This window comes from Bacillus inaquosorum KCTC 13429 (assembly GCF_000332645.1).
GTDB lineage: Bacteria > Bacillota > Bacilli > Bacillales > Bacillaceae > Bacillus > Bacillus inaquosorum.
In genome coordinates this window covers 288,363-308,336 of record NZ_AMXN01000003.1, presented here as the reverse complement: position 1 = coordinate 308,336, position 19,974 = coordinate 288,363, and the positions used below count along the sequence as shown (strand labels likewise).

17 protein-coding genes are annotated in these 19,974 nt (G+C 43.1%); all 17 read left to right on the top strand.

Features of this window, described 5'->3' with window-relative positions:
• Window positions 1-29 precede the first annotated feature (29 nt).
• The 17 genes from proS (at window position 30) to dpaA (ending at window position 19,972) form a co-directional block, all read left to right on the top strand.
• Window positions 30-1,724, top strand: a complete 1,695-nt coding sequence (gene proS, locus BSI_RS11770) for a proline--tRNA ligase (protein ID WP_003238503.1) — start codon at window positions 30-32, stop codon at window positions 1,722-1,724.
• A 108-nt stretch (window positions 1,725-1,832) separates the two neighbouring features.
• The gene (locus BSI_RS11775) at window positions 1,833-6,146 is read left to right on the top strand and encodes a PolC-type DNA polymerase III (RefSeq protein ID WP_003238501.1); all 4,314 of its coding nucleotides are present in this window, start codon (window positions 1,833-1,835) and stop codon (window positions 6,144-6,146) included.
• 330 nt (window positions 6,147-6,476) lie between these two features.
• On the top strand, window positions 6,477-6,947 hold the full coding sequence (rimP, locus tag BSI_RS11780; RefSeq protein WP_003220940.1) for a ribosome maturation factor RimP: 471 nt from the start codon (window positions 6,477-6,479) through the stop codon (window positions 6,945-6,947).
• A 34-nt stretch (window positions 6,948-6,981) separates the two neighbouring features.
• Entirely contained in the window at window positions 6,982-8,100 is a 1,119-nt protein-coding gene (gene nusA / locus BSI_RS11785; RefSeq protein WP_003220941.1) for a transcription termination factor NusA, read from the top strand.
• Between the two features lie 13 nt (window positions 8,101-8,113).
• Window positions 8,114-8,389 carry an RNase P modulator RnpM gene (rnpM, locus tag BSI_RS11790; RefSeq protein ID WP_010334283.1) on the top strand — a complete coding sequence of 92 codons (276 nt, stop codon included), beginning with the start codon at window positions 8,114-8,116 and terminating at the stop codon, window positions 8,387-8,389.
• A 1-nt stretch (window position 8,390) separates the two neighbouring features.
• On the top strand, window positions 8,391-8,693 hold the full coding sequence (locus BSI_RS0121130) for a YlxQ family RNA-binding protein (protein WP_003220946.1): 303 nt from the start codon (window positions 8,391-8,393) through the stop codon (window positions 8,691-8,693).
• Between the two features lie 19 nt (window positions 8,694-8,712).
• Window positions 8,713-10,866, top strand: a complete 2,154-nt coding sequence (gene infB / locus BSI_RS11795) for a translation initiation factor IF-2 (RefSeq protein WP_003238494.1) — start codon at window positions 8,713-8,715, stop codon at window positions 10,864-10,866.
• Window positions 10,863-11,141 carry a DUF503 domain-containing protein gene (locus BSI_RS11800; RefSeq protein ID WP_003238492.1) on the top strand — a complete coding sequence of 93 codons (279 nt, stop codon included), beginning with the start codon at window positions 10,863-10,865 and terminating at the stop codon, window positions 11,139-11,141. The genes infB and BSI_RS11800 overlap by 4 nt, the downstream gene beginning before the upstream one ends.
• 16 nt (window positions 11,142-11,157) lie before the next feature.
• Window positions 11,158-11,511, top strand: coding sequence for a 30S ribosome-binding factor RbfA (gene rbfA, locus BSI_RS11805; RefSeq protein ID WP_019258420.1), 354 nt, complete (start codon window positions 11,158-11,160; stop codon window positions 11,509-11,511).
• Window positions 11,512-11,594: 83 nt separating this feature from the next.
• Entirely contained in the window at window positions 11,595-12,524 is a 930-nt protein-coding gene (truB, locus tag BSI_RS11810) for a tRNA pseudouridine(55) synthase TruB (protein ID WP_003238488.1), read from the top strand.
• A gap of 18 nt (window positions 12,525-12,542) precedes the next feature.
• Entirely contained in the window at window positions 12,543-13,493 is a 951-nt protein-coding gene (gene ribF / locus BSI_RS11815) for a bifunctional riboflavin kinase/FAD synthetase (protein WP_003238486.1), read from the top strand.
• 156 nt (window positions 13,494-13,649) lie between these two features.
• Window positions 13,650-13,919 (top strand): 30S ribosomal protein S15, encoded by a 270-nt coding sequence (gene rpsO / locus BSI_RS0121125; RefSeq protein ID WP_003154182.1) that lies wholly within the window; start codon window positions 13,650-13,652, stop codon window positions 13,917-13,919.
• A gap of 172 nt (window positions 13,920-14,091) precedes the next feature.
• Window positions 14,092-16,209: a polyribonucleotide nucleotidyltransferase gene (gene pnp, locus BSI_RS11820; RefSeq protein WP_003238484.1), complete on the top strand. Its 2,118-nt coding sequence runs from the start codon at window positions 14,092-14,094 to the stop codon at window positions 16,207-16,209.
• 116 nt (window positions 16,210-16,325) lie between these two features.
• Complete coding sequence (locus tag BSI_RS11825; protein ID WP_003238482.1) at window positions 16,326-17,285, top strand: polysaccharide deacetylase family protein; 960 nt, start codon at window positions 16,326-16,328, stop codon at window positions 17,283-17,285.
• Between the two features lie 39 nt (window positions 17,286-17,324).
• On the top strand, window positions 17,325-18,554 hold the full coding sequence (locus tag BSI_RS11830) for a M16 family metallopeptidase (protein WP_003238480.1): 1,230 nt from the start codon (window positions 17,325-17,327) through the stop codon (window positions 18,552-18,554).
• Between the two features lie 77 nt (window positions 18,555-18,631).
• Window positions 18,632-18,889: a YlmC/YmxH family sporulation protein gene (locus BSI_RS11835; RefSeq protein ID WP_003238478.1), complete on the top strand. Its 258-nt coding sequence runs from the start codon at window positions 18,632-18,634 to the stop codon at window positions 18,887-18,889.
• Between the two features lie 189 nt (window positions 18,890-19,078).
• Window positions 19,079-19,972, top strand: a complete 894-nt coding sequence (gene dpaA, locus BSI_RS11840; RefSeq protein WP_003238474.1) for a dipicolinic acid synthetase subunit A — start codon at window positions 19,079-19,081, stop codon at window positions 19,970-19,972.
• The last annotated feature ends 2 nt before the right edge of the window (window positions 19,973-19,974 follow it).

Here is a 19,974-nt window from a genome sequence, read left to right as displayed (position 1 = left end):
AAAAGTAAATCAATCAGAGGTGCGAAGAAATGAGACAAAGCTTGACGCTTATTCCTACGCTCCGTGAAGTTCCAGCTGATGCCGAAGCAAAAAGTCATCAGCTTCTTCTGAGAGCAGGATTTATCAGACAGAATACGAGCGGGGTATACAGCTATATGCCTCTTGCGTATAAGGTGATTCAAAACATTCAGCAGATTGTTCGTGAAGAAATGGAGAAAATTGATGCCGTAGAAATGCTTATGCCCGCATTGCAGCAGGCTGAGACATGGCAGGAATCAGGCAGATGGTATACGTATGGTCCTGAACTGATGAGACTAAAAGACCGTCATGGCCGTGAGTTTGCTTTAGGGGCAACGCATGAGGAAGTTATCACTTCACTTGTTCGCGATGAGGTTAAATCCTATAAGCGTCTCCCTCTGACTCTGTATCAAATTCAGTCTAAGTTCAGAGATGAAAAACGTCCTCGCTTTGGTTTGTTAAGAGGCCGCGAATTTATTATGAAGGATGCGTATTCTTTCCATGCATCTGAAGAGAGCCTGGATGAAACGTATCAAAAAATGTACGAGGCCTATTCTAATATTTTTGTCCGCTGCGGCATTAATGTAAGACCTGTCATCGCCGATTCAGGCGCAATGGGAGGAAAGGATACGCACGAGTTTATGGCACTGTCTGCAATCGGAGAGGATACAATTGCGTATTCTGATGAATCACAGTATGCGGCGAATATCGAAATGGCTGAAGTTCTTTATCAAGAGGTCTCTTCTGATGAAGAGCCTAAAGCTTTAGAGAAAATTCACACGCCTAACGTGAAAACAATCGAAGAACTGACTGCGTTTTTACAGGTTTCCGCTGAAGCCTGCATTAAGTCAGTATTGTTTAAAGCAGATGACCGTTTTGTCTTAGTGCTTGTAAGAGGCGACCATGAAGTCAACGATATTAAAGTGAAAAACTTGCTTCATGCAGAAGTTGTGGAGCTTGCCTCACATGAAGAGGTCATTCAGCAGCTCGGAACAGAGCCAGGATTTGTCGGCCCTGTCGGTGTCAATCAAGATGTTGAAGTTTATGCCGATCATGCTGTGAAAGCAATGGTCAATGCTGTTGCCGGTGCGAATGAAGGAGATCATCATTATCAAAATGTCAACGTGAACCGTGATGCGCAAATTAAAGAATTTGCCGATCTTCGATTTATTAAAGAAGGTGATCTTTCACCAGACGGTAAAGGCACAATCCGCTTTGCGGAAGGAATCGAAGTCGGACAAGTCTTTAAGCTCGGAACACGCTATTCAGAAGCGATGAATGCGACATACTTAGACGAAAACGGACGCGCGCAGCCAATGCTGATGGGCTGTTACGGAATCGGTGTGTCAAGAACGCTTTCTGCTATTGCTGAACAGCATCACGACGAAAAAGGGTTAATCTGGCCAAAAAGCGTTGCGCCGTACGATCTTCATATTCTTGCTTTGAACATGAAAAACGATGCCCAAAGAGAGCTTGCTGAAAAGCTGTATGCCGATTTAAAAGCGGAAGGCTATGGAGTGCTCTATGACGATCGTGCTGAGCGCGCCGGCGTAAAATTTGCTGATTCAGATCTAATCGGACTTCCAATCCGCATCACTGTCGGAAAACGGGCTGACGAAGGAATTGTCGAAGTGAAAATCCGTAAAACGGGTGAGTCAACTGAGATTTCAGTAGACGAATTATCTGCTTTTATCAGCAAGCAGTAATCACCATAACGATTTATTAAAAAACATGTTAAAATAGAAATAATAGAAGGTACCTCATTGCCTGAGGTACCTTCACTTATGATGTTTTTAGGGAGGGATACTGTCTGAATGGAACAGTTATCAGTAAACAGAAGGCAGTTTCAAATTCTTCTGCAGCAGATTAATATGACAGATGATACCTTCATGACATACTTTGAAGATGGCGAGATTAAAAAGCTGACGATACACAAAGCGACAAAGTCTTGGCATTTTCATTTTCAATTTAAATCTTTGCTGCCTTTTCAAATATATGACACATTAACAATGAGGCTGACGCAATCGTTTGCCCACATAGCAAAAGTTACATCATCAATCGAAGTGCAAGATGCAGAGGTCAGCGAAAGTCTTGTACAAGACTACTGGTCACGCTGCATTGAAGAACTGCAAGGCATTTCGCCGCCGATTATCAGTCTATTAAACCAGCAAAAACCGAAGCTGAAGGGTAATAAACTGATTGTCAAAACAAAAACGGATACGGAAGCTGCTGCACTTAAGAACAAATATAGTTCCATGATTCAAGCAGGCTACCGTCAATTTGGTTTCCCGGACCTTCAGCTTGATGCCGAAATATTTGTATCCGAGCAAGAAGTTCAAAAGTTTCGGGAACAAAAGCTTGCAGAAGACCAAGAGCGGGCCATGCAAGCGCTGATTGAAATGGAGAAGAAAGACAAAGAAAGTGATGAAGATCAAGCGCCATCTGGGCCTCTTGTCATCGGTTATCAAATTAAAGATAACGAAGAAATCCGGACACTTGACAGCATCATGGACGAAGAACGGAGAATTACGGTTCAGGGTTATGTGTTTGATGTGGAGACCCGAGAGCTGAAAAGCGGGCGCACGCTATGCATCTTCAAAATTACAGACTACACAAATAGTATTTTAATCAAAATGTTTGCACGTGAAAAAGAAGATGCGGCACTGATGAAGTCTCTGAAAAAAGGAATGTGGGTAAAAGCACGCGGAAGTATTCAAAATGACACTTTCGTCAGAGATCTCGTCATGATCGCAAATGACGTAAATGAAATGAAAGCGAAAACCCGCGAAGATACGGCTCCTGAAGGAGAAAAAAGAGTGGAATTGCACCTGCATTCCCCGATGAGCCAAATGGATGCTGTGACGGGGATTGGAAAGCTTGTCGAACAGGCGAAAAAGTGGGGGCATGAGGCCATTGCTTTGACTGACCATGCTGTCGTTCAATCCTTCCCTGATGCGTATTCTGCCGCCAAGAAGCATGGAATTAAAATGATCTACGGGATGGAAGCGAATCTTGTTGATGACGGCGTGCCAATTGCTTATAACGCTGCACATCGTCTGCTTGAGGAAGAAACATATGTTGTTTTTGACGTCGAGACGACAGGACTGTCTGCTGTATACGATACCATTATTGAGCTGGCTGCAGTAAAAGTAAAAGGCGGAGAAATTATTGATAAATTTGAGGCGTTTGCGAACCCGCATCGTCCGCTTTCAGCCACAATCATAGAGCTTACTGGCATCACCGATGATATGCTTCGCGACGCTCCGGATGTCGTAGACGTGATAAGAGATTTCAGAGAATGGATCGGCAATGATATCCTTGTCGCTCATAATGCGAGCTTTGATATGGGATTCTTAAATGTAGCCTATAAAAAGCTTCTTGAAGTCGAAAAAGCTAAAAACCCAGTCATTGATACGCTTGAGCTAGGCCGTTTTCTCTATCCGGAATTTAAGAACCACCGTCTGAACACACTCTGTAAAAAGTTTGATATCGAACTCACACAGCACCACCGTGCGATATACGATACTGAAGCGACGGCTTATTTGCTCCTGAAAATGCTGAAGGACGCAGCTGAAAAAGGCATTCAGTACCATGATGAGCTGAATGAAAATATGGGACAGTCCAACGCTTATCAAAGATCAAGACCGTATCATGCAACATTACTTGCTGTGAACAGCACGGGGCTTAAAAATTTATTTAAGCTTGTGTCACTTTCTCATATTCATTATTTTTACAGAGTGCCTCGTATTCCGAGATCTCAACTTGAGAAATACAGGGAAGGGCTTCTGATCGGTTCGGCCTGTGACAGGGGAGAGGTTTTTGAAGGGATGATGCAAAAATCGCCTGAAGAGGTTGAAGATGTCGCGTCATTCTATGATTATCTTGAGGTTCAACCGCCTGAAGTGTACCGTCACTTGCTAGAGCTTGAGCTGGTCCGTGATGAAAAGTCGCTGAAAGAAATTATTGCGAATATCACGAAACTGGGTGAAAAGCTTAATAAACCGGTTGTTGCTACGGGAAATGTTCATTACTTGAATGATGAGGATAAAATCTACAGAAAGATTTTAATATCCTCTCAAGGCGGGGCCAATCCGCTGAACAGGCATGAACTGCCGAAAGTGCATTTCAGAACGACAGACGAAATGCTTGAAGCATTTTCTTTCTTAGGCGAAGAAAAAGCGAAGGAAATCGTTGTCACCAATACCCAAAAGGTTGCTTCTTTAATTGATGACATCAAGCCGATTAAAGATGATTTGTATACACCGAAAATCGAAGGCGCTGATGAAGAGATCAGAGAAATGAGCTATCAGCGTGCAAGAAGCATTTACGGCGAACAGCTGCCTGAAATTGTGGAAGCGCGGATTGAAAAAGAATTAAAGAGTATCATTGGCCACGGCTTCGCTGTTATTTATTTGATCTCTCACAAACTTGTAAAACGTTCACTAGATGACGGGTATCTTGTAGGTTCCCGTGGTTCCGTAGGATCTTCATTAGTTGCGACGCTTACTGAGATCACTGAAGTGAACCCGCTACCGCCGCACTATGTATGCTCTGAGTGCCAGCATTCTGAGTTCTTTAATGATGGTTCTGTCGGTTCCGGTTTTGACCTGCCTGACAAGACATGTCCTCATTGCGGAACGCCTTTGAAAAAAGACGGACATGATATTCCGTTTGAAACGTTCTTAGGATTTAAAGGGGACAAAGTACCTGATATCGATTTGAACTTCTCAGGAGAATATCAGCCGCAAGCACACAATTACACAAAAGTATTGTTCGGAGAAGACAACGTATATCGTGCGGGAACAATAGGCACTGTTGCAGAAAAAACAGCTTATGGTTATGTAAAAGGCTATGCCGGAGACAATAACCTTCACATGCGCGGGGCCGAAGTAGATCGGCTCGTACAGGGATGTACAGGTGTTAAACGGACGACTGGACAGCACCCTGGGGGTATTATCGTCGTTCCGGATTATATGGATATTTATGATTTTTCACCGATTCAGTTCCCGGCAGATGCCACGGGTTCAGAGTGGAAAACGACTCATTTTGATTTCCACTCCATCCATGACAACCTGTTGAAACTCGATATTCTCGGACACGATGACCCGACCGTCATTCGGATGCTTCAGGACTTAAGCGGAATTGATCCGAAAACAATTCCAACAGATGATCCTGAAGTGATGAAGATCTTCCAGGGAACCGAATCACTCGGTGTTACAGAAGAACAGATCGGCTGTAAAACGGGCACTCTTGGAATCCCTGAATTCGGAACCCGATTTGTCCGGCAGATGCTTGAAGACACAAAGCCGACAACTTTTTCCGAGCTCGTTCAGATTTCGGGCTTGTCTCACGGAACTGATGTATGGCTCGGCAATGCGCAAGAGCTCATCCACAATAATATTTGTGAGCTGAGTGAGGTTATCGGCTGCCGTGATGACATTATGGTTTACTTAATCTATCAGGGCCTTGAGCCGTCCCTTGCCTTTAAAATCATGGAATTTGTGCGTAAAGGAAAAGGATTAACGCCTGAATGGGAAGAAGAAATGAAAAATAACAATGTCCCAGACTGGTATATTGATTCTTGTAAAAAGATTAAATACATGTTCCCGAAAGCCCACGCCGCAGCTTATGTATTAATGGCAGTCCGCATTGCTTACTTTAAAGTCCATCACGCGCTTTTGTATTATGCGGCTTATTTTACTGTTCGTGCAGACGATTTTGATATTGATACAATGATCAAGGGTTCTACAGCAATCAAGGCTGTAATGGAGGATATTAACTCTAAAGGACTTGATGCTTCACCGAAGGAAAAAAACCTTCTGACTGTTTTAGAATTAGCGCTTGAAATGTGTGAAAGAGGCTATTCATTCCAAAAAGTCGATTTATATCGCTCCAGCGCTACAGAGTTTATTATTGACGGCAACAGTCTTATCCCGCCGTTTAACTCCATTCCTGGATTAGGGACGAACGCCGCTCTGAACATTGTAAAGGCTCGTGAAGAAGGTGAATTCCTCTCGAAAGAAGATTTACAAAAGAGAGGGAAAGTGTCAAAAACGATTCTAGAGTATTTAGATCGTCATGGCTGCTTGGAATCACTGCCTGATCAAAACCAATTGTCACTGTTCTAACATGGAAAGCAGAATTTCTCTGGAAATTCTGCTTCTATGCATACATAGGCGTAAAAAGTGCCATCGTAACATTAGAGTCTCTGTCATTTGCTTAGGTATGAAGGTAAGCGTATATCCATTTGCAATAAAAATATGGTTATGGTATAGTTTTATTGGAAATGCTAACGATTACCGAGGCAAAGAGTGGGGAAACCCGCTCTTTTGTATTGAACAAGAGAATTTTGTCTCGACATGTTCATCGTTTACTTTTTAGCCCCTGCTCTTTTGAAGCAGGGTTTTTATGCAGAGTGACGAGACGAATATGAGATCGACAGCACAAGGAGGAAGAACATGAGCAAAAAAGTGACTGACACCGTTCAAGAAATGGCTCAGCCAATCGTAGACAGCCTTCAGCTTGAACTCGTTGACATTGAATTTGTCAAAGAGGGTCAAAGCTGGTTCCTTCGCGTGTTTATTGATTCCGATGACGGTGTGGATATTGAGGAATGTGCCAAAGTAAGCGAAGCTTTAAGCGAAAAGCTTGATGAGGCAGATCCAATCAGCCAAAATTACTTTCTTGAAGTTTCATCTCCGGGAGCTGAGCGTCCGCTAAAGAAAAAGGCCGATTTCGAAAAATCACTTGGAAAAAATGTGTACATTAAGACGTATGAGCCTATTGAGGGCGTTAAAGTGTTTGAAGGTGAACTGGCTGAATTTGATGGACAAACAGTGACAGTTGAGATCACGATCAAAACAAGAAAGAAACGGATCAATATTCCGTATGAAAAGATAGCTAATGCAAGATTAGCTGTTACATTCTAATGAATACAAATGTTTTAAGGGGGGAGACCGTTAAATGAGCAGTGAATTATTAGATGCTCTCACGATTCTTGAAAAAGAAAAAGGCATCAGTAAAGAAATTATCATTGAAGCAATCGAAGCTGCCTTAATTTCTGCTTATAAGCGGAATTTTAATCAAGCGCAAAATGTACGGGTGGATTTAAACCGTGAAACAGGCTCCATCCGTGTATTTGCAAGAAAAGATGTCGTTGACGAAGTATACGACCAAAGACTGGAGATCTCTATTGAAGAGGCGCAGGGCATCCATCCGGAATATATGGTCGGCGATGTCGTCGAAATCGAAGTAACACCTAAGGATTTTGGGCGCATAGCTGCTCAAACAGCGAAGCAGGTCGTCACACAGCGTGTGCGCGAAGCTGAGCGCGGTGTGATTTATTCTGAATTTATCGACCGTGAAGAAGACATCATGACAGGTATTGTCCAGCGTCTGGACAATAAGTTTATCTACGTGTCTTTAGGCAAAATTGAAGCCTTGCTGCCGGTTAATGAGCAAATGCCGAATGAGAGCTACAAGCCTCATGACCGCATTAAGGTATATATCACAAAAGTAGAAAAAACGACGAAGGGTCCGCAGATTTATGTGTCAAGAACACATCCAGGCCTGTTAAAGCGTTTGTTTGAAATTGAAGTGCCCGAAATTTATGATGGAACTGTCGAGCTGAAATCTGTTGCCAGAGAAGCCGGCGACCGTTCAAAAATTTCTGTCCGCACAGATGATCCTGACGTGGATCCTGTCGGCTCATGCGTAGGCCCTAAAGGCCAGCGTGTTCAGGCGATCGTCAATGAATTAAAAGGTGAAAAAATTGACATTGTCAACTGGTCCAGTGATCCTGTAGAATTTGTCGCGAATGCGCTCAGCCCTTCGAAAGTGCTGGATGTCATCGTTAATGAAGAAGAAAAAGCGACAACTGTTATCGTTCCTGATTACCAGCTGTCTCTGGCGATTGGCAAAAGAGGACAAAACGCACGCTTAGCTGCTAAACTGACAGGCTGGAAGATTGATATTAAGAGCGAAACGGACGCAAGAGAACTTGGAATCTATCCGAGAGAACTTGAAGAAGAAGACGATGAGCCGCTCTTTACGGAGCCTGAAACTGCTGAATCGGATGAATAAGAGGTGACCTTAGGTGAATAAACACAAGAAGATCCCGTTACGCAAATGTGTAGTGACTGGGGAAATGAAGCCTAAAAAGGAACTGATCCGAGTTGTACGTTCGAAAGAAGGCGAAATCTCAGTAGACCCGACCGGAAAAAAGAACGGGCGGGGTGCTTATTTAACGCTGGATAAAGAGTGCATCTTAGCAGCAAAAAAGAAAAACACTTTACAAAATCAATTTCAATCACAAATCGATGACCAGATTTTCGAAGAATTGCTGGAGCTGGCGGAAAAGGTGAAAAAATAAAATGTCTGGAATGGAATGGTTTCCCTTGCTGGGTCTGGCCAATCGAGCTCGTAAGGTCGTGTCAGGCGAGGACTTGGTAATTAAAGAAATCAGGAATGCGCGTGCAAAGCTTGTCCTGCTTACAGAGGATGCATCATCTAATACAGCAAAAAAAGTAACCGACAAGTGCAATTATTATAAAGTCCCTTATAAAAAAGTCGAGAGTCGCGCGGTTCTTGGACGCTCTATCGGTAAAGAAGCCCGTGTCGTTGTCGCCGTCACTGACCAAGGTTTTGCGAATAAGCTGATCAGCTTGCTCGATTAATATTTTTGGGGGTGAACGAATGGCTAAAATGAGAGTATACGAATATGCAAAAGCGTTAAATGTTTCAAGTAAGGAAATTTTGACCGCACTGAAAAACATGGATTTAGAAGTGAATAATCATATGGCCATGCTTGAAGAAAAGGCCATTAAACAGCTTGATGCCAAATATAAAAAAGGCGGCGCAAGCGCAGCCGCTAAATCTCAAAAGCCTGCAGAAACGAACAAAAACAAACAGCCGCAAGGGGTTAATCAGCAATCAGCTGGAAATCAACCAAATAAAATTCGAGACGGAAAGAAGAATGACGTGCAGAATAATCAATTTAACAAAAACAAGAAGAATAACAACAACAAAAAAAATAAACGTAACAACAACAATAAAAATCAATATCAGCAAAAGCCTGTAAAGCCGAAAAAAGAGCTTCCTGAGAAAATTACGTTCTCCGGTACTTTAACAGTCGGCGCACTGGCTGAAGAGCTTGGCAAAGAGCCTTCAGAAATCATTAAAAAGCTGATGCTTCTTGGTGTAATGGCAACCATCAACCAAGAGCTTGATAAAGATACAATTGAACTCATTGCATCAGAATATGGTGTTGAAACAGAAGAAGTCATTGTGCTTGAAGAAACAGAGCTGGAAAAATACGAAGAGCCTGATAATGAAGAGGATCTCGAAATTCGTCCTCCTGTCGTTACGATCATGGGTCACGTTGACCATGGGAAAACGACGCTTCTTGACAGTATCCGTAAAACGAAGGTTGTTGAAGGAGAAGCAGGCGGAATCACTCAGCATATCGGTGCTTACCAAATTGAAGAGAACGGCAAGAAAATTACGTTCTTGGATACTCCGGGTCACGCCGCATTTACAACAATGCGTGCACGCGGTGCAGAAGTAACTGATATTACAATTCTCGTTGTTGCTGCTGATGATGGTGTAATGCCGCAAACAGTAGAAGCGATTAACCATGCAAAAGCAGCTGAGGTTCCCATTATCGTTGCTGTGAATAAAATTGATAAAGAATCCGCAAATCCTGACCGTGTGATGCAAGAACTGACGGAATACGGGCTTGTCCCTGAAGCTTGGGGCGGAGAAACAATTTTTGTTCCGCTTTCCGCTTTAACTGGAAAAGGCATTGATGAACTCGTTGAAATGATTTTGCTTGTCAGTGAAGTAGAGGAACTGAAAGCGAACCCGAATCGCCAGGCAAAAGGAACGGTTATTGAAGCGGAACTCGATAAAGGCAGAGGATCAGTTGCGACATTGCTCGTACAGACTGGAACACTGCATGTCGGTGATCCGATCGTAGTCGGCAACACATTCGGCCGTGTCCGTGCAATGGTTAACGACATTGGACGCCGTGTGAAAACTGCCGGCCCGTCAACTCCGGTTGAAATTACCGGTTTGAATGATGTCCCTCAAGCGGGAGACCAATTCCTTGTCTTTAAAGATGAAAAAACAGCTCGTTCTGTCGGGGAAGCCCGTGCTTCGAAACAGCTTGAAGAGCAGCGCAGCGATAAAGCAAAGCTCAGTCTTGATGACTTATTCGAGCAAATTAAACAAGGTGATGTAAAAGACATCAACATCATCGTAAAAGCTGACGTTCAAGGATCTGCTGAAGCTTTAACAGCCGCACTTCAAAAAATTGAAGTAGAAGGCGTTAAAGTGAAAATCATCCATACGGGCGTTGGTGCGATTACTGAATCTGACATTATCTTGGCATCTGCTTCCAATGCAATTGTTATCGGGTTTAATGTGAGACCGGACGGAAATGCTAAGAGTACGGCTGAAGCTGAAAATGTAGATATTAGACTTCACCGTATCATTTACAAAGTAATCGACGAGATTGAAGCTGCCATGAAAGGTATGCTTGATCCTGAATATGAAGAAAAAGTAATTGGTCAAGTAGAAGTGCGACAAACATTCAAAGTATCTAAAATCGGTACAATTGCCGGCGGATATGTTACTGAAGGAACTATTACGCGCGACAGCGGCCTCCGTTTAATTCGTGACGGCGTCGTCATCTTCGAAGGCGAAGTAGACGTTCTGAAACGCTTTAAAGACGATGTGAAAGAAGTTTCACAAGGCTATGAATGTGGTATTACAATTAAGAAATACAATGACATTCGTGAAGGTGACATCCTTGAAGCGTTTGTCATGCAAGAAATTGAAAGAACGTGATCGGATTTGCGGAGTGTGAATGCATCATTTATGACGCAGGATCGCTAAAAGAAAAGCGTGCCGTTCTGAAGCGGATCGTAACCAGGGTTCAAAATAAGTTCAATGTTTCGATTTCGGAGATTGGCTTTCAAGACACTTGGCAAAGAACCAGCTTTGGAATCGCCGCTGTTTCTTCCTCTCGCGTTCAAACAGAAAAAGAGCTGCAGCGCGTTTTGGCGTTTATCGATTCTTTTCCTGAAATTGAACGGACGATCACTAGAACAGAGTGGTTTTAACTTAGAGGTGATTGAATTGAGTATGAGAGCAAACCGTGTCGGCGAGCAAATGAAAAAAGAACTCGGTGATATTATCAGCCGCAAGCTGAAAGACCCGAGAATTGGTTTTCTGACAGTAACGGATGTACGTGTATCAGGTGATTTGCAAATTGCAAAGGTGTATATCTCGGTTCTCGGTGACGAGAAAAAACGGGAGGAAGCGCTGAAAGGGCTGGCTAAAGCGAAAGGATTTATCCGATCCGAAATTGGCAGCCGTATCAGACTTCGAAAAACGCCTGAAATTGAATTTGAGTTCGATGAATCAATCGATTACGGAAATCGTATCGAAACATTGATTCACGAAATACATTCAGAGAAACCATCTGAATAAAAATGGAGAGGATAGGCGTATATCGTCTGTCCTCTTTTCTGCGTTTTAAAGAGAAAAGCTCAAAAGAAGGAGTGAAAGGACAAATGGTTAACGGAGTTCTCCTTTTACATAAACCAGTTGGCATGACATCGCATGACTGTGTCATGAAGATCCGAAAACTGTTAAAAACAAAAAAAGTAGGGCATACGGGAACGCTCGATCCAGAAGTGTCAGGCGTGCTTCCGATTTGTGTGGGAAGGGCGACAAAAATTGTCGAATATTTAACTGAAAAGTCTAAAACGTATGATGCGGAAATAACACTTGGCTTTTCAACGACAACAGAGGATCAAACCGGAGAAACAGTTGAAACAAAGCCTGTCAGTCAAGATATTGATAAAGCCGATGTAGAAAAGGTGTTAAACAGTTTAAAGGGTAAACAGGAACAAATTCCTCCCATGTATTCCGCTGTAAAAGTAAACGGCAAAAAATTATACGAGTACGCAAGAGCAGGCATTGAAGTAGAACGTCCGAAACGCATGATTACCATTGAAGACATTGCCCTGACTACAGAGATTAAACATAACGGAGAAACCGCGAGTTTCCGGTTTACGGTAACATGCTCCAAAGGGACCTATGTAAGGACGCTGGCGGTCATGATCGGAGAAAAGCTCGGATTTCCGGCTCATATGTCTCATTTAATCCGTACGGCATCCGGAGACTTTTCTCTTGACGAATGCTTTACCTTTGAAGAACTGGAAGCACAGGTCCAGTCCGGAACCGTAGGAGAGTATACAGTTCCTATTGAACGTGCGCTCAATCATTTGCCGAAATGGATCATAAGTGATACATTAGCTAAGAAAGTAGAAAATGGGGCTTTGCTTGAGACGCCCGAGCAGTTTTCTGAAATGACAGGCGAAGACCGCATTGCCGTCTTTACTGAATCCGGAAGCTGTTTGGCGATCTATTTCCCCCATCCTGCAAAAAATGGGCTGTTAAAGCCGGCAAAAGTATTGATGCAAAAAAGCGAACAATAGAAAAAAGGTGACCGTTCTGTGAAGACGATACATATTACACATCCTCATCATTTAATCAAAGAGGAGCAGGCAAAGTCTGTGATGGCGTTAGGGTATTTTGACGGCGTTCATCTTGGACATCAAAAGGTAATCGGCACAGCGAAGCAAATAGCTGAAGAAAAGGGCTTGGCATTAGCTGTGATGACCTTTCACCCTCATCCTTCTCATGTATTGGGCAGGGAGCAGGAGCCAAAGGATCTGATTACGCCTCTGGAAGATAAAATAAACCAAATTGAACAATTAGGCACAGAGATTCTGTATGTCGTTAAATTTAATGAAGTATTTGCTTCTCTTTCTCCTAAGCAGTTTGCAGACCAGTATATTATCGGCCTTAATGTGCAGCACGCAGTGGCGGGCTTTGACTTTACGTACGGGAAATACGGCAAGGGAACAATGGAGACCATGCCGCATGATTTAGAAGGAAAAGCTGAGTGCACAATGGTAGAAAAATTAACGGAGCAGGATAAAAAAATCAGTTCCTCGTATATCCGTACCGCGCTTCAAAACGGAGACGTTGAATTGGCGAATGTCTTGCTCGGACAGCCTTATTTTATTAAAGGAATTGTCATTCACGGTGATAAAAGAGGGCGGACCATCGGGTTTCCGACAGCAAATGTCGGTTTAAATAACAGCTATATCGTTCCGCCGACGGGTGTATATGCCGTAAAAGCGGAAGTGAACGGCGAAGTCTACAATGGCGTTTGCAATATCGGCTATAAGCCGACGTTTTATGAAAAACGTCCGGAGCAGCCTTCAATTGAAGTCAATCTGTTTGATTTCGATCAGGAGGTATACGGAGCCGCTATAAAGATCGAATGGTATAAACGGATTCGGAGCGAGCGAAAATTCAATGGCATCAAAGAATTAACAGAGCAAATTGAGAAAGATAAGCAGGAAGCCATCCGTTATTTCAGCAATCTGCGGAAATAACATGCAATGCACACAAATTTTATTCTAAAATATTTGCATATAGGCCCGATTTTTAGTATGATAGTTTTCGTAGTCTTAAAACCATTGCTTGGCAATCCGAAGTCACCGACGGTTGCTAGGTAACTGGGGCTAAATATGATTTGGAGGTGAAACAGGATGGCAATTACTCAAGAGCGTAAAAACCAACTCATCAGCGAGTTCAAAACACACGAATCTGATACTGGATCTCCAGAAGTTCAGATCGCTATCCTAACTGACTCAATTAACAACTTGAACGAGCATTTACGTACTCACAAGAAAGACCACCATTCACGTCGCGGTCTTCTTAAAATGGTAGGTAAGCGTCGTAATCTTCTTACGTATCTACGTAATAAAGACGTAACTCGTTACCGTGAGTTAATTAACAAACTAGGCTTACGTCGATAATCGTAAAAAGCGGGAGGATTCCCGCTTTTTTATCGTATTAAAGCGAAATTTCTTATAACAAATCATTGAAATCCTTTTACATACTACTTTGACATTGATATGTTCAATTCATTTCGTTCATAATAGGAGTAATTGATTATTTCACACAACGAAGAGAGGAGTTCGTAATCGTATGGGACAAGAAAAACATGTCTTTACCATAGATTGGGCCGGAAGAACGCTTACAGTTGAAACCGGCCAGCTTGCCAAACAGGCAAACGGTGCTGTGATGATCCGCTACGGTGATACAGCAGTGCTTAGTACAGCAACCGCTTCAAAAGAACCAAAACCGCTTGATTTCTTCCCGCTTACTGTAAACTATGAGGAAAGATTATATGCGGTAGGAAAAATTCCGGGCGGATTTATTAAAAGAGAAGGACGCCCAAGTGAAAAAGCGGTTCTTGCCAGCCGTTTAATCGACCGTCCGATCCGTCCTTTGTTTGCAGATGGATTCCGTAATGAAGTTCAAGTCATCAGCATTGTCATGAGTGTTGACCAAGACTGCTCTTCTGAAATGGCTGCTATGTTCGGTTCATCTCTTGCTCTTTCTGTATCGGATATTCCGTTTGAAGGACCGATTGCAGGGGTAACTGTCGGACGCATTGATGATCAATTTATCATTAACCCAACAGTCGATCAGCTTGAGAAAAGCGACATCAATCTTGTCGTTGCCGGCACGAAAGATGCCATTAACATGGTAGAAGCGGGAGCGGAAGAGGTTCCTGAGGAAACCATGCTTGAAGCCATTATGTTCGGCCATGAAGAGATTAAACGCCTGATTGCATTCCAAGAAGAAATTGTTGCAGCAGTCGGCAAAGAGAAATCAGAAATTACGCTCTATGAAGTTGATGAAGAGCTTAGTGAAAAAGTAAAAGCTTTAGCAGAAGAGGACCTGCTGAAAGCCATCCAAGTTCATGAAAAGCATGCCCGCGAAGATGCCATTAATGAAGTGAAAAATGCAGTGGTGGCAAAATTCGAGGATGAAGAGCATGATGAAGACACAATCAAGCAAGTGAAGCAGATTTTATCCAAGATGGTGAAAAATGAAGTGCGCCGCCTGATTACTGAAGAAAAAGTAAGACCGGACGGCCGCGGTGTCGATCAAATCCGCCCGCTTTCTTCAGAGGTTGGCCTCTTGCCAAGAACGCACGGATCAGGTCTGTTTACAAGGGGACAAACTCAGGCTCTCAGCGTATGTACGTTAGGTGCTCTGGGAGATGTGCAAATCCTTGACGGCTTAGGTGTAGAAGAGTCGAAACGGTTTATGCATCACTACAACTTCCCGCAATTCAGCGTTGGGGAAACAGGACCGATGCGTGGACCGGGACGCCGTGAAATCGGACACGGAGCACTGGGTGAGCGTGCGCTTGAGCCAGTTATTCCGTCTGAAAAAGATTTCCCTTACACTGTCCGTCTTGTATCAGAAGTGCTTGAATCAAACGGTTCTACGTCTCAAGCAAGTATTTGCGCAAGCACACTTGCAATGATGGATGCCGGTGTACCGATTAAAGCTCCAGTTGCTGGTATCGCGATGGGCCTCGTCAAATCAGGCGAACATTACACTGTTCTGACTGACATTCAAGGCATGGAAGATGCGCTTGGAGACATGGACTTTAAAGTAGCTGGGACTGAAAAAGGCGTAACGGCGCTGCAAATGGACATTAAAATCGAAGGCCTTTCCAGAGAGATTCTTGAAGAAGCGCTACAGCAGGCGAAAAAAGGGAGAATGGAAATCCTTAACAGCATGCTTGCGACATTAAGCGAATCAAGAAAAGAGCTTTCTCGATATGCGCCTAAGATTTTAACAATGGCCATTAATCCTGATAAAATCCGCGATGTCATCGGGCCAAGCGGAAAACAAATCAATAAGATCATCGAAGAAACCGGTGTTAAAATTGATATTGAGCAGGACGGCACAATCTTTATTTCTTCAACAGATGAAAGCAGCAACCAAAAAGCGAAAAAAATCATCGAAGACCTTGTCAGAGAAGTTGAAGTTGGCCAGCTTTACTTAGGTAAAGTAAAACGAATCGAAAAATTCGGGGCTTTCGTTGAAATTTTCAGCGGAAAAGACGGTTTGGTGCACATTTCAGAGCTTGCGCTTGAACGCGTAGGAAAAGTTGAAGATGTTGTAAAAATCGGAGACGAAATTCTTGTCAAGGTCACTGAAATTGATAAACAAGGACGAGTCAATTTGTCTCGTAAAGCGGTGCTCCGTGAAGAGAAAGAAAAAGAAGAACAACAATCTTAAATGAAAACATAAAAGGAGCCTGGGAGACCCGGCTTCTTTATTTTGAAGCTTTTAAAGCGCAGGCGGGTTCTACCTTGTCCTTCTCCTTCATAATGTGAGGTGAGGGGGGACAGAACATGTACAAAAAATTTGTACCGTTTGCCGTTTTTCTATTTCTTTTTTTTGTCTCATTTGAGATGATGAAAAATCCGTACGCACTTGATTATATAGGGGCAATGAAAAAAGATACGGTAACTGTCACGGCGTCCAAAGACCCGTTATATGAAGAATTGCTTCAAAAAGCGCCAGAGTACGAAGTCAAGCCCCAGAATGCCAGAATAGATAAAGTGTGGAAAAGCATTCCCGGCTATAATGGATTGAAGGTCAATATTGAAAAATCATATAAAAAAATGAAAAAGCACGGCGAGTTTCGCGAAAACGATCTGGTATACAGCCAAGTAAAACCAAGCGTTCATCTTGAGTCTCTTCAGCCTGAGCCTATTTATAAAGGAAATCCTGATAAACCGATGGTGGCTTTTTTAATTAATGTGGCATGGGGAAATGAGTATTTGGAAAAAATGCTCCCTATTCTGCAAAAGCACCAAGTCAAGGCTACGTTCTTTTTAGAAGGCAATTGGGTGAGAAACAATGAACAGCTCGCTAAGAAGATTGCAGAAGACGGACATGAAATCGGAAATCATTCATACAATCATCCGGATATGAGCAAACTGACTACAGGAAGAATTTCCGAGCAGCTTGACAAGACAAATGAGCAAATAGAACAAACAATCGGCAATAAGCCGAAGTGGTTCGCTCCGCCGAGCGGAAGTTTCAGAAAAGCGGTTGTCGACATTGCAGCTGAGAAACAGATGGGAACAGTTATGTGGACAGTTGATACGATTGATTGGCAAAAACCGGCTCCTTCTGTACTCCAAACGAGAGTGTTAAGCAAGATACATAATGGTGCCATGATTTTAATGCATCCGACCGAACCCACGGCGGAAAGTCTTGAAGCGCTGATTACAAAGATAAAAGATAAAGGATACGCGCTTGGAACAGTCACTGAACTAATGGATGAAACCAGACTGTTGAAGTAACAGATGCAGGCAGCTTGTCTTTGAATAGGAGGAACAAATTTGATAAAACGATATACGTGTCAAAATGGTGTAAGAGTTGTGCTGGAAAATAACCCGACAGTCCGTTCTGTTGCGATCGGCGTGTGGATCGGCACAGGTTCACGGCACGAAACGCCGGAGATAAACGGGATTTCTCACTTTTTAGAGCACATGTTCTTTAAAGGGACGAGCACAAGATCTGCACGCGAGATAGCAGAATCTTTTGATCGTATTGGCGGTCAGGTCAATGCGTTTACCTCAAAGGAATATACCTGCTACTATGCAAAGGTGCTTGACGAGCATGCGAATTACGCGCTGGACGTATTAGCAGATATGTTCTTTCATTCAACATTTGATGAAAACGAGCTGAAAAAAGAAAAAAATGTAGTATATGAAGAAATTAAAATGTACGAAGATGCACCGGACGACATTGTGCATGATTTACTGAGCAAAGCCACTTACGGCAATCATTCTTTAGGCTACCCAATTCTTGGCACGGAAGAAACGCTTGCTTCTTTCAATGGTGACTCTCTCAGACAATACATGCATGATTATTATACACCGGACAGAGTGGTGATTTCGGTAGCGGGCAATATATCTGACAGTTTTATCAAAGATGTAGAAAAATGGTTCGGGTCATACGAGGCGAAGGGCAAAGCGACAGGTCTTGAGAAACCCGAGTTCTACACGGAAAAACTGACAAGAAAAAAAGAAACAGAGCAGGCTCATTTGTGCCTTGGATTTAAAGGCCTTGAGGTTGGCCATGAACGCATTTATGATTTAATCGTCCTAAATAATGTGCTCGGAGGCAGTATGAGCAGCCGGCTGTTCCAAGATGTCCGCGAAGATAAAGGCCTCGCTTACTCTGTTTACAGCTATCACAGCTCTTATGAGGACAGCGGAATGCTTACCATTTATGGCGGAACCGGTGCAAATCAGCTTCAGCAGCTGTCAGAAACAATTCAAGAAACCCTTGCGACATTAAAACGTGACGGCATTACCTCGAAAGAGCTGGAAAACAGCAAAGAGCAAATGAAGGGAAGCTTGATGCTGAGCTTAGAGAGCACAAACAGCAAAATGAGCCGAAACGGGAAAAATGAACTGCTGCTCGGCAAACATAAAACATTAGATGAGATCATCAATGAATTAAACGCCGTGAACTTAGAGCGTGTCAACGGTCTTGCCAGACAATTGTTTACTGATGACTATGCATTGGCACTCATCAGCCCTTCCGGCAATATGCCGTCTTAAAAGGAAATGCCTGCCCTATAACGGAGCAGGCATTTTTTTATCCTTTTGAACATACATAGTACAAGGGGGTGACAGACATGCGGCTCAGTGAATTATCAGGAAAGGAAATTGTAGACATCAAAAGAGCTGAACGGCTGGGAGTGCTTGGCCAGACCGATTTAGAAATCAATGAACAGGATGGCCAGATTACAGCACTCCTCATTCCGACAGTTAAGTGGTTTGGTTTGAGAAAACACGGTCAAGACATTCGTGTCCCCTGGCATCATATTCAAAAGATCGGATCAGATATGATCATATTAGACGTACCTGAGGAAATGTCTCCTCGACAAGAGTAAATGAAAAAAGCCCAAAGTGACTGTGATGCGGGCTCTAAAGTAAACATGAAACATCGGCTCCGGCAGCCGATGTTTTTTTATATGAAAAAAGCGCATGTTTTAATTCACCGGTATTTCCTTTTGATCATAAGATGAAGGGGAGCTTAACAACTAGAGATCCAGTATATACAAAGAAGGTGAACGTTTAGAATGTTAACCGGATTGAAAATTGCAGTTATCGGCGGTGACGCAAGACAGCTCGAAATTATAAGAAAGCTCACTGAACAGCAGGCTGACATCTATCTTGTCGGTTTTGACCAATTGGATCATGGTTTTACCGGAGCAGTAAAATGCAATATTGATGAAATTCCTTTTCAGCAAATAGACAGCATCATTCTACCAGTGTCTGCGACAACAGGGGAAGGTGTCGTATCGACTGTATTTTCGAATGAAGAGGTTGTGTTAAAACAAGAACATCTCGACAAAACGCCTGCACACTGTGTCATTTTCTCAGGAATTTCTAACGCCTATTTAGAAAACATTGCAGCACAAGCAAACAGAAAACTTGTTAAGCTGTTTGAGCGGGATGACATTGCGATATACAATTCTATTCCGACAGTAGAAGGAACGATCATGCTGGCTATTCAGCACACGGATTATACGATACACGGATCTAAGGTGGCCGTTCTAGGTCTGGGGCGCACCGGGATGACGATTGCCCGTACATTTGCCGCGCTCGGGGCGAATGTAAAAGTGGGGGCAAGAAGTTCAGCACATCTGGCACGTATCACTGAAATGGGGCTCATTCCTTTTCATACCGATGAGCTGAAAGAGCATGTAAAAGATATAGATATTTGTATTAATACCATACCAAGTATGATTTTAAATCAAACGGTACTTTCTAGCATGACACCAAAAACCTTAATATTGGATCTGGCCTCACGTCCCGGGGGAACGGATTTTAAATATGCCGAAAAACAGGGGATTAAAGCACTTCTTGCCCCAGGTCTTCCAGGGATTGTCGCTCCTAAAACAGCCGGACAAATCCTCGCAAACGTCTTGAGCAAGCTTTTGGCTGAAATACAAGCTGAGGAGGGAAAATAAGC

Excerpts from the sequence above, each read along its gene's own strand:
- BSI_RS11835 (WP_003238478.1), top strand. The coding sequence starts at position 18,632 with ATGCGGCTCAGTGAATTATCAGGAAAGGAAATTGTAGACATCAAAAGA.
- rimP (WP_003220940.1), top strand. The coding sequence starts at position 6,477 with ATGAGCAAAAAAGTGACTGACACCGTTCAAGAAATGGCTCAGCCAATC.
- rpsO (WP_003154182.1), top strand. The coding sequence starts at position 13,650 with ATGGCAATTACTCAAGAGCGTAAAAACCAACTCATCAGCGAGTTCAAA.
- infB (WP_003238494.1), top strand. The coding sequence starts at position 8,713 with ATGGCTAAAATGAGAGTATACGAATATGCAAAAGCGTTAAATGTTTCA.
- proS (WP_003238503.1), top strand. The coding sequence starts at position 30 with ATGAGACAAAGCTTGACGCTTATTCCTACGCTCCGTGAAGTTCCAGCT.
- BSI_RS11825 (WP_003238482.1), top strand. The coding sequence starts at position 16,326 with ATGTACAAAAAATTTGTACCGTTTGCCGTTTTTCTATTTCTTTTTTTT.
- nusA (WP_003220941.1), top strand. The coding sequence starts at position 6,982 with ATGAGCAGTGAATTATTAGATGCTCTCACGATTCTTGAAAAAGAAAAA.
- pnp (WP_003238484.1), top strand. The coding sequence starts at position 14,092 with ATGGGACAAGAAAAACATGTCTTTACCATAGATTGGGCCGGAAGAACG.
- dpaA (WP_003238474.1), top strand. The coding sequence starts at position 19,079 with ATGTTAACCGGATTGAAAATTGCAGTTATCGGCGGTGACGCAAGACAG.
- BSI_RS0121130 (WP_003220946.1), top strand. The coding sequence starts at position 8,391 with ATGTCTGGAATGGAATGGTTTCCCTTGCTGGGTCTGGCCAATCGAGCT.
- truB (WP_003238488.1), top strand. The coding sequence starts at position 11,595 with ATGGTTAACGGAGTTCTCCTTTTACATAAACCAGTTGGCATGACATCG.
- BSI_RS11775 (WP_003238501.1), top strand. The coding sequence starts at position 1,833 with ATGGAACAGTTATCAGTAAACAGAAGGCAGTTTCAAATTCTTCTGCAG.